Origin of the sequence: Scytonema sp. HK-05, from assembly GCF_963872035.1 — a bacterium.
Lineage (GTDB): Bacteria > Cyanobacteriota > Cyanobacteriia > Cyanobacteriales > Nostocaceae > Kalymmatonema.
Map to the genome: position 1 here is coordinate 1 of NZ_CAWMYC010000139.1, position 13033 is coordinate 13033.

At 44.4% G+C, this 13033-nt stretch carries 14 protein-coding genes and 1 pseudogene; 7 read left to right on the forward strand and 8 right to left on the reverse strand.

The annotated features are described in order from the left end of the window. Positions 1-245: pseudogene (locus tag AACT52_RS31465) on the forward strand (IS66 family transposase); the annotation flags it as partial. Between the two features lie 40 nt (positions 246-285). Here AACT52_RS31465 and AACT52_RS31470 read toward each other — a convergent pair. From AACT52_RS31470 to AACT52_RS31485, 4 genes are all read right to left on the reverse strand, one after another. Continuing rightward, positions 286-660 (reverse strand): transposase, encoded by a 375-nt coding sequence (locus AACT52_RS31470; protein WP_233154120.1) that lies wholly within the window; start codon positions 658-660, stop codon positions 286-288. A 1-nt stretch (position 661) separates the two neighbouring features. Further along, positions 662-1069: an FAD-dependent oxidoreductase gene (locus AACT52_RS31475; protein ID WP_233154121.1), complete on the reverse strand. Its 408-nt coding sequence runs from the start codon at positions 1067-1069 to the stop codon at positions 662-664. 20 nt (positions 1070-1089) lie between these two features. Next, on the reverse strand, positions 1090-3126 hold the full coding sequence (locus AACT52_RS31480; RefSeq protein WP_073634574.1) for an ATP-binding protein: 2037 nt from the start codon (positions 3124-3126) through the stop codon (positions 1090-1092). A 170-nt stretch (positions 3127-3296) separates the two neighbouring features. Then, the gene (locus tag AACT52_RS31485) at positions 3297-4268 is read right to left on the reverse strand and encodes an FHA domain-containing protein (protein WP_073634575.1); all 972 of its coding nucleotides are present in this window, start codon (positions 4266-4268) and stop codon (positions 3297-3299) included. Between the two features lie 730 nt (positions 4269-4998). On the opposite strand from AACT52_RS31485, the gene AACT52_RS31490 reads away from it, so the two are divergent. From AACT52_RS31490 to AACT52_RS31505, 4 genes are all read left to right on the forward strand, one after another. Next, entirely contained in the window at positions 4999-5169 is a 171-nt protein-coding gene (locus tag AACT52_RS31490) for a hypothetical protein (RefSeq protein WP_158054825.1), read from the forward strand. Between the two features lie 455 nt (positions 5170-5624). Beyond that, on the forward strand, positions 5625-7730 hold the full coding sequence (locus AACT52_RS31495) for an eCIS core domain-containing protein (RefSeq protein WP_073634576.1): 2106 nt from the start codon (positions 5625-5627) through the stop codon (positions 7728-7730). A 43-nt stretch (positions 7731-7773) separates the two neighbouring features. Next, on the forward strand, positions 7774-8214 hold the full coding sequence (locus AACT52_RS31500; protein ID WP_073634577.1) for a helix-turn-helix domain-containing protein: 441 nt from the start codon (positions 7774-7776) through the stop codon (positions 8212-8214). 29 nt (positions 8215-8243) lie between these two features. Beyond that, a complete protein-coding gene (locus tag AACT52_RS31505; RefSeq protein ID WP_073634578.1) occupies positions 8244-8822 on the forward strand; it encodes a transposase in 579 nt (192 codons plus the stop codon). Between the two features lie 356 nt (positions 8823-9178). Here AACT52_RS31505 and AACT52_RS31510 read toward each other — a convergent pair whose 3' ends face one another. Then, positions 9179-9409 (reverse strand): hypothetical protein, encoded by a 231-nt coding sequence (locus AACT52_RS31510; RefSeq protein ID WP_073634579.1) that lies wholly within the window; start codon positions 9407-9409, stop codon positions 9179-9181. Between the two features lie 395 nt (positions 9410-9804). Here AACT52_RS31510 and AACT52_RS31515 point away from each other — a divergent pair, with 395 nt between their 5' ends. Continuing rightward, positions 9805-11133: an eCIS core domain-containing protein gene (locus AACT52_RS31515; RefSeq protein ID WP_073634580.1), complete on the forward strand. Its 1329-nt coding sequence runs from the start codon at positions 9805-9807 to the stop codon at positions 11131-11133. Positions 11134-11145: 12 nt separating this feature from the next. Here AACT52_RS31515 and AACT52_RS31520 read toward each other — a convergent pair whose 3' ends face one another. The 3 genes from AACT52_RS31520 to AACT52_RS31530 all read right to left on the reverse strand — a co-directional run bounded on the left by AACT52_RS31520 (position 11146) and on the right by AACT52_RS31530 (position 12488). After that, complete coding sequence (locus tag AACT52_RS31520; RefSeq protein ID WP_143172922.1) at positions 11146-11385, reverse strand: hypothetical protein; 240 nt, start codon at positions 11383-11385, stop codon at positions 11146-11148. Between the two features lie 213 nt (positions 11386-11598). After that, positions 11599-11865, reverse strand: a complete 267-nt coding sequence (locus AACT52_RS31525; RefSeq protein ID WP_233154122.1) for a hypothetical protein — start codon at positions 11863-11865, stop codon at positions 11599-11601. 125 nt (positions 11866-11990) lie between these two features. Beyond that, entirely contained in the window at positions 11991-12488 is a 498-nt protein-coding gene (locus AACT52_RS31530; protein ID WP_233154123.1) for a hypothetical protein, read from the reverse strand. 274 nt (positions 12489-12762) lie between these two features. On the opposite strand from AACT52_RS31530, the gene AACT52_RS31535 reads away from it, so the two are divergent. After that, positions 12763-12933 carry a hypothetical protein gene (locus tag AACT52_RS31535; protein ID WP_158054827.1) on the forward strand — a complete coding sequence of 57 codons (171 nt, stop codon included), beginning with the start codon at positions 12763-12765 and terminating at the stop codon, positions 12931-12933. The last annotated feature ends 100 nt before the right edge of the window (positions 12934-13033 follow it).

Below are 13033 nucleotides of genomic sequence, written 5' to 3' on the forward strand. Positions count from 1 at the left end.
GCCCAATAGAAATCGTTGAATATCATCGCCATACATGTAAATGTTCACATTGTGGAAATTTACAAACAGCGGATTGGGCTGGTGATATGGTTCCAGGGCAAGACATACGAGTAAGGCTGCAAGCATTTCTGGGATGGATAAATAACTATGGACATTTACCCTATGAAAAACAGCAAGAAATGCTGTGGGAATTAGGAGGAGTGGAAATCGGTGTTGGTACTTTAGTTGCAACGAATGAACGAGTAAGTAAGTCGGCGGGAAAATTTCTATGTATGTAACGAAATATTAACGAGTGGAATTAGAGTGAAATTTAACACGTTGCGTACTGTAGTTTCCTCTCTCTCCTCTGGCTTGAACACCATCAATTACGGCGTAGGCAAGTTGTAACTCGTCATCAAACATTTGTCCCGCTAACTCATTTTTGTTGAGGTGTTGCCACTCCAATTCAATTGGGTTCATTTCAGAGCAATATTTGGGCAAGAAGAAGATGTACAAACCCTGTTTTTCCCACTTTGGCCATAACTGCTGAACTTCCTTGCATCGATGTATTGGGCCATTATCTTGAACGATGACTCTAGTGCCTCCAGTCTTTTCGGCTTCTTGAGCTTCTTGCTCCATCATCTGAATGTAGGATTTGCGATTGACACCTCCAATAACCAAACTATAAATAAAGCGTAATTATTGGTTGAAGAAACCCGATAATGCTTAATCTACGACCACGACGTTTCGTTTGTTCTTCTGCACACACCACCCTTACCCCTACATCATGCAAACGTGTGTGAACTCCTTGATTGAAGCGATCGCGAATTGAGCGTACTCGCTCCATCACAGCCGGAAAATCAACCTCAACTTGAGCATGAACCCCTAACTCCTGAGCTTGACGGGCACGACCTGCAGCATGAGCTGCTGCCAAAAACGCTTTAGAGGGAGTGCAGCCATAGTTGATACAACTGCCACCCAGTGCGTCTCGTTCAAATAGAACAACGTTGCGACCTTCTTTTGCAAAATCTGTCGCTAAGGGAACGCCCCCCTGACCACTACCGATGATAATGACATCTGCTGTTTCCATACTTTACACTCCTTCGTCAATCAGAGCCAACCTTGAATCTCAGTATCTGTTAAGGCTCTTTCTAACTTCATACACTCACTATACGCTGCACTTAATATGTGTTTCATCATAACTGGTTCTTCTGCTTGTGCAGCAATAAAGGCAGCATTCAAAGCAATATTGCGGATATTTCCACCTGCTAGATTAAGCTGAGCAAGTTTTTCAAAGTTTAATCCTTGAGTTGGTGTTTTTTGGGGGAAAACACGCCGCCAAATTTCTGCTCGGGATTTAGAATCTGGGAAGGGGAAAGAAAAAACAAATCGCAGGCGGCGTAAAAAAGCTTGATCTAAAGAACTTTTTAAGTTCGTAGTCAAAATTGCCAAACCTTGATAAGCTTCCATTTGTTGGAGTAGATAGCCGACTTCGACGTTGGCATGTCGGTCATGGCTATCTTTAACTTCAGAGCGTTTACCAAACAAAGCATCAGCTTCATCAAATAGGAGAATTGCACCACCTGCTTCAGCTGCATCAAAAATCCGCCCCAGATTTTTCTCGGTTTCACCAATATATTTACTTACTACGGCACTAAGATCAATGCGGTAAAGATCCAATCTTAATTCTTTGGCTAAAACCTCTGCTGCCATTGTTTTACCAGTACCGGAAGCTCCTGCAAATAAAGCACTTATACCAAAACCACGATTTGCCTTACCAGCAAATCCCCAATCCCAGTAGACTTTAGCTCGTTGCTGAACTTGAGTCACCAAATCGCGCAGAATATTTTTTTGGATTTCTGGTAATATGAGGTCATCCCAAGTCGCTTTTGAGTCAAGGCGTTGCGCTAAATCATCTAACCTCGGTCGTGCCATTGTCCGACAAATATCCCACAATTGATGAGACAGTGGGGAGTCGAGAGTCGGGAGGAGGGAGGAGGAAGGAAGGAGTAGGGAATCCTCGTTTTGATTTTTAATTTGCAAGCAAGCAGATTCGATAGCAAGACTGTTGAGGTTGAACTGAGATACTAACGCCTCTATATGCCCGCTCAGTTTGATTGCAGTGCTTCCAAGACAAGAATACCAAACGTTTCGCTGTTCATCAGGCGTAAGCTTGGGTACATCAAACGTCATCAAAGGACGGTGCGGTGATAGTATCCGGTCTTTTGAGGAGATAATTAGAGGGGTTCGAGTATTCTGAATCAACTGTAAAATAGCTGTATTGAGTGCTGGCTCCGCTAAATTCAACTGCTCGCAATCTAGCAAAAGAGCGCTATTGGTTAAAGTCGCTTCCCGTTCCCACCTTCGTACTATATGGTTGAGTTCGGTTAAGTCCGTTGGTAAGTTGGAAACAGACATCACTTTGAGCGATCGCCTATCAAGAGCACAAGCAGTCGCAGCGATCGCCCACTTGTCGGTCACTTCTACACCACATAATTGCACAATGGGTAAAGTGAGTGATGTTGTGTGGGTTTGTCGCCAAACAGATGCTAAGCGTTCTGCCAATTCCTGGTGTGATGGTTGTAGAGGTATATTAAGATTAGCCTTGACTGGCATAGGCTGAATCAAATGCATCAGGCGATCGTCTTGATACGGCTCACCCAACAGATAAAGCAGGATGCTATTGTCTATTTGCAAGCGAGACTGAGGCAGATCCGAATTTATCCCAACTTTTACCAATTGCCAATATTGTAAAGGAGACTCTGGTAGAACGGCATTCCAATGGGCGTTTGGGAAAAGGCGCATAGCTAAACCAAAGGTTGGATACGCTAATTGCTCATTCCCTTGAGCCTTAATACAAAGTTGTGGAAAGTAAGGGAGAGTTGCTTGAGCAACACATAACAGCAGAATCTGAGACTCGAAGAGGGATAGGTGGAAGGCGCTACAGAGATGCCCTATTGCTGAAAAGTGATTCATTGTGGTAGCGACATCAGCGAGGGCAGATTCTATATCAGGCGTAGATTCTGTAGATTGTTCCAGGCGATCGCTATAATCCTCAACAGCTTGCTCAATCTCCAACAAAGCTTTATCCAGATGTAAATAATGAATTTTGGCTTGAGAACGGGGGGTTATAGGGGTGCGGTTCATCAGTTTTGCAAGACAACCATCAGTTCATTTTGAGTATAAAAACCCCACCCCTTATTCCATTTCACTTTACGGTTACTACAGATAAGGGGTAGGGAAGTAGAGGGGAAACAAAGAATAATGACTTATACCATTTCAGTTTAAGATTGATACAAATGAGCTTTCCCTAATTTCTACTCCTTCTTCGGTAAGTTACTTTCTGGAGTAGAATCACTCACGGCAACTTCAATGGTGTCAACATGGTTTTCTTCAGAGATAACCTTATCAGGAGTATCACTCTGTGCTTGAGAAGCAGCTTGATTGAGTTCTGTTTCAGAACTAGATTTGGGAGTTATCACTTCTTTCCAAGCAGCTTTAACAGCAGAACCCAAACGATTTCCTATTTCTGAAGCTCCTTTAGCAGTAGCAGAACCCAAACGACTTCCTATTTCTGAAGCTCCCTTGATAGTAGCAGAACCCAAACGGCTACCGAAGGTTGAAGTCCCTTTTGTCACTGACTGCCAGTACTTATCTGCTTCTTTTTCAAGTGCCTCTGGGTCGATTATTTTGCTATGTTCAATTGTTTCACGAGCTTTACGGACTGCCTTAATATACGAATCCCGCGTCCAGTTTTTTGTTGTCTTTATATCTGTCAAGATGCGTTGATTAATTGCTGCAAGTAAAGCCTGAGTGTGTAACTTTGGATCGTCTGGTTCGTCACTTTCGAGAGTGGCACTCACTCTCACTAAAGCGCCAGGGCTGTCAGCAGATTGAGCTTCGCTATTAGGACGCCAAGATGAAAATACAGTTGCATCCAAATCTCTGATAACTGTTGCATCTTCAGAAGCATCGCTGCTTTCCTGAATAAAGAGAACAAATTCACCAGCTTGAATGACATCACCAGATTTAAGGAGATAATTCTGATTGGGTGTAACAATTTCATCATTAACCTTTGAGCCATTGGTGCTACCTAAGTCAACATAATAAATCTCTTCATTTTGACGAAAAAATTTACCATGTACTCGACTGATATCAGAACTATCCAGAACTAAGCCAGAATCAGGAGAACGACCGATAAAGCATACATCTTCATCAGTGAAGATTTCATTGAAGTCGAGTTCAATTCCTCGGATTTTTGTTTGTGAGTTAAAAACTTTGACTTTCATAGGTTTTTCTTTATTAGCTTGTGTTAACCTGAAAAGTTGTGGGCGAATATAATGTGCACTAAGGCGCACGCTACGCGAACGCTACTACACAGGCAAAGTCTGCCTACGCAGACTAATGAAAACAAGGAATTTTAAACCCTTGTTATGCGGGTTTTGATTGTCTAGCCGCGACTTCTAGTCGCTTGTAGTCGCCTCGTAGAGTCAAAAATAAGGCTTCTCAAACATCCTCTTATCTCACACCACACTCCACCCGGAGAACTTTAAATTGCAGGGACACCAAATATAAATTATGGATGTTAGTTTTTGGTACACAACCAGAAAACTACTATTAATTGTGTCACTAAAAGTTACTGTTTGTAATTAGACATAAGTTTAATATCAGTTTATAGAATTCATATTTGATTTCTGAAATACACGTAGGGTGTGTTGTCGCGCAGCGCAACGCACCAAAGCCTAGAATAAGGTGCGTTACACTTCGTGATAACGCACCCTACACATACTTAGATTTTTTCAATAATCAAATCGAATTGCTATATATACTTTTTTAATGAAATTAAGTTTTTTTCAAAATAAATCTAATAATAAGACCTTTGGCTAATAGCTGCTTAAAGAAGAACTTCGCTAGCTTGAAAAAGGAATCTATGCTTGTCGGGAACTAGTGTAGCGATCGCAAAACCCAAAATATGGCGTATATGCCCAATTTTATTTTGAGCTTACGAGGTTAGAAATCATGGAAGGTATTTTAAGATTTTTTGAAAATTTGCTTAATAGTGTTATATATCACATCACCAGTCTAATCTCTGGCTTGATAAATAGTGTAATGTACACTGCCGAACAGAAAGCCAGAGATTCTATTAACAAACAGCTTCAAAAGCGACAGAAAGATGAAGAAGAAGACTAGCTGAGAATTTAGGCAAAAACAATCGGGTGTTTTACAAGAAGCGTGAAAGTATATCGGGACAAAAAATTGAATAATATGGGGAGCAACCCAAGCTGTATGGAGCTTGAACCATACGCCACTTCTCCATTCGATTGACATCCTCCCACCGCTAACCCTTACGGGTATAGCGGGGGATTCCAAGAATCACTTCTTGGGTTTTCTGTTTCTACGAGTTGACTTGCGTAAAGGTTGAGGCGGGAGCATCCCAATGCGTGCAAAAACAATGGTAGTGGGAGCCGGAAAGCTCCCTACTTCAATTGAAAGCGGGCAAGATGCCCGCACTACAAAATAAATTTACACATTTGGGATGCTCCCGTTGAAGCTCGCACCTGATTTAAAAATTAGACTTTAGTCTAATCATTAGCAGTCATAACAGATGAAAAAATAAATAGATTATCCATCGGAAAATTTTCTTTATGGCTTACCAACAAGTAAAAAAATCTGTTGGGCATTCGTTGCTTCAGAAAAAACAAAGCCAAATGGCTCCACGTGCAATTGATGATCACGATGTACAAACCAATTCACAACCACCATTAGCAACAACATTTAGTATTCCCAGCCGAGCAGAAAGAGATGCTATTAGAAAAAGTTTGTTTGGCATACAAGGAGAACAAATTCAAACTAAGCTGACGATTGGTGCGCCAGGAAACAAGTACGAACAACAAGCAGATCGGGTAGCAGCACAAGTTGTCCATCAGATCAATGCTCCTATGTCATCGCAGCCAGAGCAAAGCCAGAGTATTCAGCGTGAAGCAATGCCCTCAGAAGATGAATTGCAGATGAAAGCAATAACACAGCTTCAACGAAGTGAGGCTGGTATGACAGCTACACCTGATTTAGAAACTTCAATTCAACAAGCAAAGGGTAGTGGGCAATCGCTAGCAGATAATATTCGGCAACCAATGGAGCAGGCGTTTGGCGCTGATTTTAGTGGAGTGAAAGTTCACACAGATGCTCAGTCTCACCAGTTGAATCAGTCAATTCAGGCAAAGGCGTTTACCACTGGGCAGGATGTGTTTTTTCGACAGGGGGAATATAATCCTGGGAGCCGAGGCGGGCAAGAGTTGATTGCTCATGAGTTAACCCATGTGGTGCAGCAACATGATAGTAAGCTGCTACAAAGAGCTCCCCACACAGCTGGCATCAAGCCCAAGGTAAAACCGCCAAAGGGAAAAGGAAAAGCCGCCGAAAAAGTAGAAATCAACGATCTAAAAGACAACAAAGGGGAGCACAAGGAAGTAGCAGAATACAAGAATGGTAGTGACACTGGGAAGCTATACTCACTACCGCCGGAAATGTCGTTGTCGGGCCTGGATGAGCAAGGAACAGACTCATCAAGTGGTCACGAGCGCCCACGAGCATTCTTGTTTGAAGCGATATCAACGCCAGAGAAAGTACCTGCTCTGATAAATGAGTATCAGAAGGTATCTAGTAAAGCGCCGAAGGATGTCGGTCTATCAGTAGTGATGAACAAGAGGGCAGATGGTGATGCAAACAATGCAAAGGAAAGTGTGAAATCGTTGAAGGACCTGGCAAAAACATTTACCAAAACCTCGAAAGGTTCCGCGTTAGCGATCGTACCTGCAGTGTGGCATGTGGAAGAGAAGCAAAAAGGGAAAGAGAACCAAAAAGGGAAAGAGAACCAAAAAGGGAAAGAGAACCAAATACCGTATCTCCGGTTAAGGCAACTAGCGGCTACAAACGAAGGAGCAAAGAAGATTCAAGAGCGATTGCGTTTGTCTCACAAGAAAACCTGGAGAAGGCTGGGAGACGATGATATGTCGTTTACCGATCCCAACGATAATAATCATGAAATCAATAAAGCATTGACGCAAGTGGAGGATGACGATTTAGGAGTGCGGTCTCATAAGATGGTCACTTTTGGTTACAACCTGACGAGCGAAGGTGTCAGCGAGAGGGTAAAGCCGTTACTCGAGTTGGTGTATCAGCACGAGATGAAATTGCGTGAGCAAATCGCGGCTCACCCGATAGCCAATGAGGTGAAAGCAGGGGTGTATCCAATCGAACCGACCACATTTTACATGCTGGACCCGAAATATGAAGAAGCGGTGTATAAAAATTGGTCAAACTACGAGACTGACGACGGGGGTCAGTCGAAGGAAGGGTTGAAGTTATATCAAGCGGCGAACGAGAAGCAAAAGGGTGGGATAGATCAGTACTTTAAGGCGGAGCCTCGGTTGGACACAGCAGCAGGGAAACGGAATGACGGCTTGGGGACCTATTTGGAGTCGGTGATGTCCTCGCTGCTAGAAGCCTATCAGAGTCAAAATAGTAAGGCCGAGTTAACCACGTTGTCAAAAAATTTTAAAAACGAGTTGCCAAAAATGTTAAAGCAGATGGATCAGAGTTACTTCAATTCAAAGGTGGTGGTAAGCAATGTAAAATCAATGACTGGGTCAGAAATCAGTGTCACTAGCATAGAATCGATGATAACGTCTACGGTTAAGAGTTTGAGAGAAGAGTTAATGAAGAAGATGGGGGAGCTAAGTAGGTCAACCTAAAAAAACGTAAGATAGAAACAAGACAGCAATGAAGTGATGACCGATGCCTGCCCCACTAAGAATAACGCTGACGTCAGAAGAAGACCGTACCCTCAAAGAACTGAGTTGTGCAGAACGGGTGCCTGCAAGAACTAAGCAAAGAGCGATCGCCTTAAGACTAAACGCCTATGGGTGGAATGTTCCAAAGATTGCACAGTACCTAGATTGGGCAGAGCAAACTGTGCGGGAAACGATCCGTCGCTGGCACAAAGATGGTTTGGGAGGACTGTGGGAAGCGCCCGGACGTGGGAGAACACGACGTTGGAACGAGGCAGATTGGCAGACGCTAGAGCAGTGGCTTGCAGAACCACGGCGATATAGTGCGCGGCAGTTGAGCCAGAAGCTAGCGGGCGAAAGACAAGTGGAACTGGGTGCTGAACAAGTCAGACGGCTACTAAAAAAAAAGGCTGGTACTGGAAACGGCTCCGTTACAGTCCGGCTGTAGCCCGAAACCCAGAGTATCTAGCCAAGCGCTTGGATTGGGAATTACTCAAACTTTGGGCACAACTAGGCGTTGTGTGCTTGAAATACCTGGATGAATCTGGTTGCTATTGTCAAAGTCCCACAAATTACAGCTACGGACGAAGGGGAGAACAAAAACGTATCCAGCAACCGCGTCGACGGGGTAGGCGTGTCAACATCTTCGGTGTTTGGGAGCCGAAGGTTCGTTTTGATTATGCTTTAATGCTTGGGACACTCAAAACATCAACCTACGTCCAACTAATGGACTGGCAGGCAGCAATTGCTCAACACCGCTTGCGTCAAACAGGACTTATCACCGTTATTATCCACGATAATGCTTCTGTCCACAAAAGTCATTTGGCACGGCAGCACCATCAACGTTGGCAGCAGCAAGGTTTGTATGTTTTTTTCTTACCGCCTTACAGTCCTCAAATGAACCGCATTGAGGATGAATGGTTGCATCTCAAACGCGACGAGCTTGCAGGTCGGGTTTTTGAGGACGAGTATGAATTAGCGATCGCTATTATTGAGGGAGTTGAAACTAGAGCCGCAAACGGAAATTACCAGAGCGAACGTTTTATCTTTAATTAGGTTGAGCTACTTACTAAAACTGAAACAGGGAAAGTCGTAAGTGCGTGGGCGAAGTTTAAGCGTTTTGGTACATGATACAGGAACGCTGGAAAATGGCTTAGGGGAGTATGAATACGATGCCGCTGGGAAGACCACCCGACCATTGTGTATAACACCAATCTCGATGTCCTGACGTGTTTTGTCATAATGTTCAGACAAATCTGGTCTTTGTAAAATAACAGGATTGATTGTTGCGGTCGGCGCCGCATCGCACAACGCACAGCGCAATCGCTCTTCTACAATACCCGTCCGGGCTTCTCTATAAATATATAACTTTGGAGTGCGATCGCCTGATCTTGTAGTACTTGTAGGGTGCGTTACTTTGTCAACGCACCCACCCCGGCGGAAAAAGAGCGCTCAACCGAGCCAGATGGTTGAATATTCATCCGCATCGCCCCCGATCCCAACCGACAACAAGCAACCCCCAACAGCAAACCAACCCCACTTTTCACCCACCGCCACCAACGCCGAACGTATTCCTCAATGCGGTTCTCCCGCGCACCTTGCTCATAAAGCAGTGCGATCACCTGATTTTGTAGGGTGGGCAACGCACATGATTCCTGATAGAATTGTCAAATTATCACAATTTGCCCGCTTAGCAACTAGAGTTCTTCCTGGCGGTAAAGGTAAGCTTGTTGTCAGTCTTTTTCACGGCGACAGGTTTTTTAGCCGCAGCAAAGTCTGCCGAGGAAGCTAATCAAAAATTTGAGGATTGAGGCAAAAACAATCCGGTTTTTTACAAGACGCGTGAAAGCACATCGGGACGAAATTTGAATAATATGGGGAGTACCACAAGCTCTATCGAGCTTGAACCATACGCCACTTCTCCATTCGAGTAAAGGTTGAGGCTCGCGCTTCAATCGAAAAATTAGACTTTAGTCTAATCATTAGCAGTCATAGCAGATGAAAAAATAAATAGATTATCCACCGGAAAATTTTCTTTATGGCTTACCAACAAGTAAAAAAATCTGTTGGGCATTCGTTGCTTCAGAAAAAACAAAGCCAAATGGCTTCACGTGCAATTGATGATAACGATGTACAAACCAATTCACAACCACCATTAGCAACAACATTTAGTATTCCCAGCCGAGCACAAAGAGATGCTATTAGAAAAAGCTTGTTTGGCATACAAGGAGAACAAATTCAAACTAAGCTGACGATTGGAGAGCCTGGAGATAAGTACGAGCAAGAAGCAGATCGGGTAGCAGCACAAGTTGTCCATCAGATCAATGCTCCTATGTCATCGCAGCCAGAGCAAAGCCAGAGTATTCAGCGTGAAGCAATGCCCTCAGAAGATGAATTGCAGATGAAAGCAGTAACACAGCTTCAACGAAGTCAGGCTGGTATGACTGCTACACCTGATTTAGAAACTTCAATTCAACAAGCAAAGGGTAGTGGGCAATCGCTAGCAGATAATATTCGGCAACCAATGGAGCAGGCGTTTGGCGCTGATTTTAGTGGAGTGAAAGTTCACACAGATGCTCAGTCTCACCAGTTGAATCAGTCAATTCAGGCAAAGGCGTTTACCACTGGGCAGGATGTGTTTTTTCGGCAGGGGGAATATAATCCTGGGAGCCGAGGCGGGCAAGAGTTGATTGCTCATGAGTTAACCCATGTGGTGCAGCAGAGTGGTGGTGCGGTGCAGCGTGAGTCAAAAAAGCAAGCAAGGATAATAGAGCCATCGGAAAAAGCAGTTCTCCAACGTACTGAGCAAAATCAGACGGAGGAAGACAAAAAAGGAGTGGTTGCTATGGACAAGGCAGACAGATTAGTAGTCCGAGATCCAAATGAAGGTGAACTACTCATAAAGAATGAGATAGACAAGGCGATTGCAGTAGGTACGCCAATTCGATACAAAATACGAATAATCAACGCGTATGTGACAAAAGCGGAACTTACTCAGGTTGGCGATCGCCCAGAGGCAACTGACGTAGGAGGCGAAAGAGCCCGTAAAAATCAGGCAAGAACTGATCGAGTTCGGCAGAATAACTTCATAATTCAAGGAACGTTAGAAATAGGAGGTGGCGCTAGACGTCATTACTATGACAATAACGCTGTGGCAAAAAAGGATGCAGATATCGAAGATTTGATAGCTAGATATCAAACTCAAGTGCGAATTACGGATTCAGACAAACAGACGGAGGACAAGTTCAGTATACCTCTAGAAGGTAATAACTCGATAGCCGGAGCGATCGAATACAATGACAGAACAAAGGAAGCGGTTAAGAAAAGAAGAGTGTGGCACGTAGGACCATCGCAAGGGGCTTATTAGTGCGATCGCTGTTTAATTGGGTTTGGGAAACACAGGAGCGCTAGCGTGTATTGGTTTCGTGATGAAGACAGCGATCGCCTCGAATTCCAGAAGTGTGATCGGGCGTAAATGGGTTAGGTGATGAACAGAGCGATCGCTTTTTGATGGGGTATTGGAAAATAGGAGCGCTCGCTTTCTGGTTATGCGATCGCCTGATTTTGTAGCGACTGTCTTGGATGTCAAGCGATCGCTTTGTTTGTGGAGATTTGTCAAGGCGATCGCTTGATATTATTGCGACAGTGCGATCGCTTTGAGTTTCAGAAGTGCGTTAGCGCGCGCAGCGTGAGCGTAGTTATCGCTTGTCAATTGCTTTGGTAATGAACAGAGCGATCGCCTCATCTTGCAAGGTGGGCATTACTTCTAAAACCTCCGAAACAGATCCCAGAAAAAAAGGGAGTGTTTAAGTTTACAAGCGTTCCTGAGAGACTAGCGATCGCCTAATCGCTGACGTTCTGCTAACCGCTCATCGCTATTAAATTGGAGCAAGATGATAGTCGTTCGTCCTTCAGGTGTTAACCCTAAAATTGAGGCATTCTCACAAACAAAATGTTCCGACCATTGCTGTTTACGGGGGTGGAAGAGAAAACTAAATTCTCCAGTTTGAGGGTCAAATGAACCGAGATCAGTTCCTTTATGACGATTACAACGCCAACAGGTAAAGGCTAGTACCGCAGGGCGGAAGTCAAAAGTCAAAAGTCAAAAGTCAAAAGTCAAAAGACTTATACCGTAACTCTTTTGCTGGTTTGTAATGGTGAAGCAGCGCTGCAGGAGGGTTTCCCTCCGCAGGCGACGCAGTGCAGCCGGAATATAGGTACTACTCATGCTGTACGGGTTACATGAGGTAGACTACCTGCTTTGAGCATCACAATCAAATGTTCGATGCGCTCGTATTCATCGAGTTCTCGTTGTTCTGAGGGAGTGATTTCTCCAGCTTTGCTGCGTACCAACAGGGTTTGTAATCTTGTTTGCATTTCCGGCGTGGGACGGAAGGCGAGAATTTGTTCTGGTGTGGGAAGGCTTGCAACAAAACCGAGGATATATTGATAAATACGAGCTGGGAGTGGCGGTTGCTGGAGACTAAGTGCAAGGAGTTCTGGCAAGCGATCGCCTATCTGTGCTAATTGGTCTGTTAGTTCGTCTGGTACTTCAAGGGTAATTTTTGCCACGGAGCGAGTTTTTATAAAAATGCTTTTCTCTAATTTAGCGTTTTGCTCATAATCCCTCAACCCAACGAACGATAGATTGCACGATTCCCAAGGATTGGGATGGGGAGATGTGCGATTGCGCTCTCTTGCTTGCCCCTTGGGCGATCGCATGATTGCGGGCACTCTGTGCCATCGCTTTTTGATAGGGTTTTTGGTATCAACTTACAGCTATTTTCAGGTAAATAGACCACATTTGGCGTAGGGGCACAGCATTGCTGTGCCCTTACAGTGTGGTTCAAATACGTGAAAACTGCTGTAAGGTGAAAACCAGTAAGTATACAACAAGCTTTAAGAGATTGCCTCGTTCCCAGCCTGAGGCTGGGAATGCAGCAATACGGTTCAGTTAAGGATTTTTGTGAGATTGGCTAATGTGTAGAGACGCGCCATGGCGCGTCTTTACATTGCCATCCTGGTAACAGTTTTGGTCTTATCTGAACGGTATTGGGGAATACAGCCTTGGCAGGCTCTGCCTGCCTTAAGAGCGTTACTAGCCGCTTCAATTGCCTTTCCAGGTGGAACCTGGAAACGAGATTTTATATCATGTTCGGCTAATTAGTTATGATTCCCACGTTGACTGCACCCCACCCCTTTATCCCCTCCCCGCTTGCGGGGAGGGGACGTGGAGCGTAGCTTTACGGGGGTGGGGTTCTTCAGGA

Excerpts from the sequence above, each read along its gene's own strand:
- AACT52_RS31485 (WP_073634575.1), bottom strand. The coding sequence starts at position 4,268 with ATGAAAGTCAAAGTTTTTAACTCACAAACAAAAATCCGAGGAATTGAA.
- AACT52_RS31490 (WP_158054825.1), top strand. The coding sequence starts at position 4,999 with ATGGAAGGTATTTTAAGATTTTTTGAAAATTTGCTTAATAGTGTTATA.
- AACT52_RS31515 (WP_073634580.1), top strand. The coding sequence starts at position 9,805 with ATGGCTTACCAACAAGTAAAAAAATCTGTTGGGCATTCGTTGCTTCAG.
- AACT52_RS31480 (WP_073634574.1), bottom strand. The coding sequence starts at position 3,126 with ATGAACCGCACCCCTATAACCCCCCGTTCTCAAGCCAAAATTCATTAT.
- AACT52_RS31500 (WP_073634577.1), top strand. The coding sequence starts at position 7,774 with ATGCCTGCCCCACTAAGAATAACGCTGACGTCAGAAGAAGACCGTACC.
- AACT52_RS31535 (WP_158054827.1), top strand. The coding sequence starts at position 12,763 with ATGGCGCGTCTTTACATTGCCATCCTGGTAACAGTTTTGGTCTTATCT.
- AACT52_RS31475 (WP_233154121.1), bottom strand. The coding sequence starts at position 1,069 with ATGGAAACAGCAGATGTCATTATCATCGGTAGTGGTCAGGGGGGCGTT.
- AACT52_RS31530 (WP_233154123.1), bottom strand. The coding sequence starts at position 12,488 with ATGCGATCGCCCAAGGGGCAAGCAAGAGAGCGCAATCGCACATCTCCC.
- AACT52_RS31495 (WP_073634576.1), top strand. The coding sequence starts at position 5,625 with ATGGCTTACCAACAAGTAAAAAAATCTGTTGGGCATTCGTTGCTTCAG.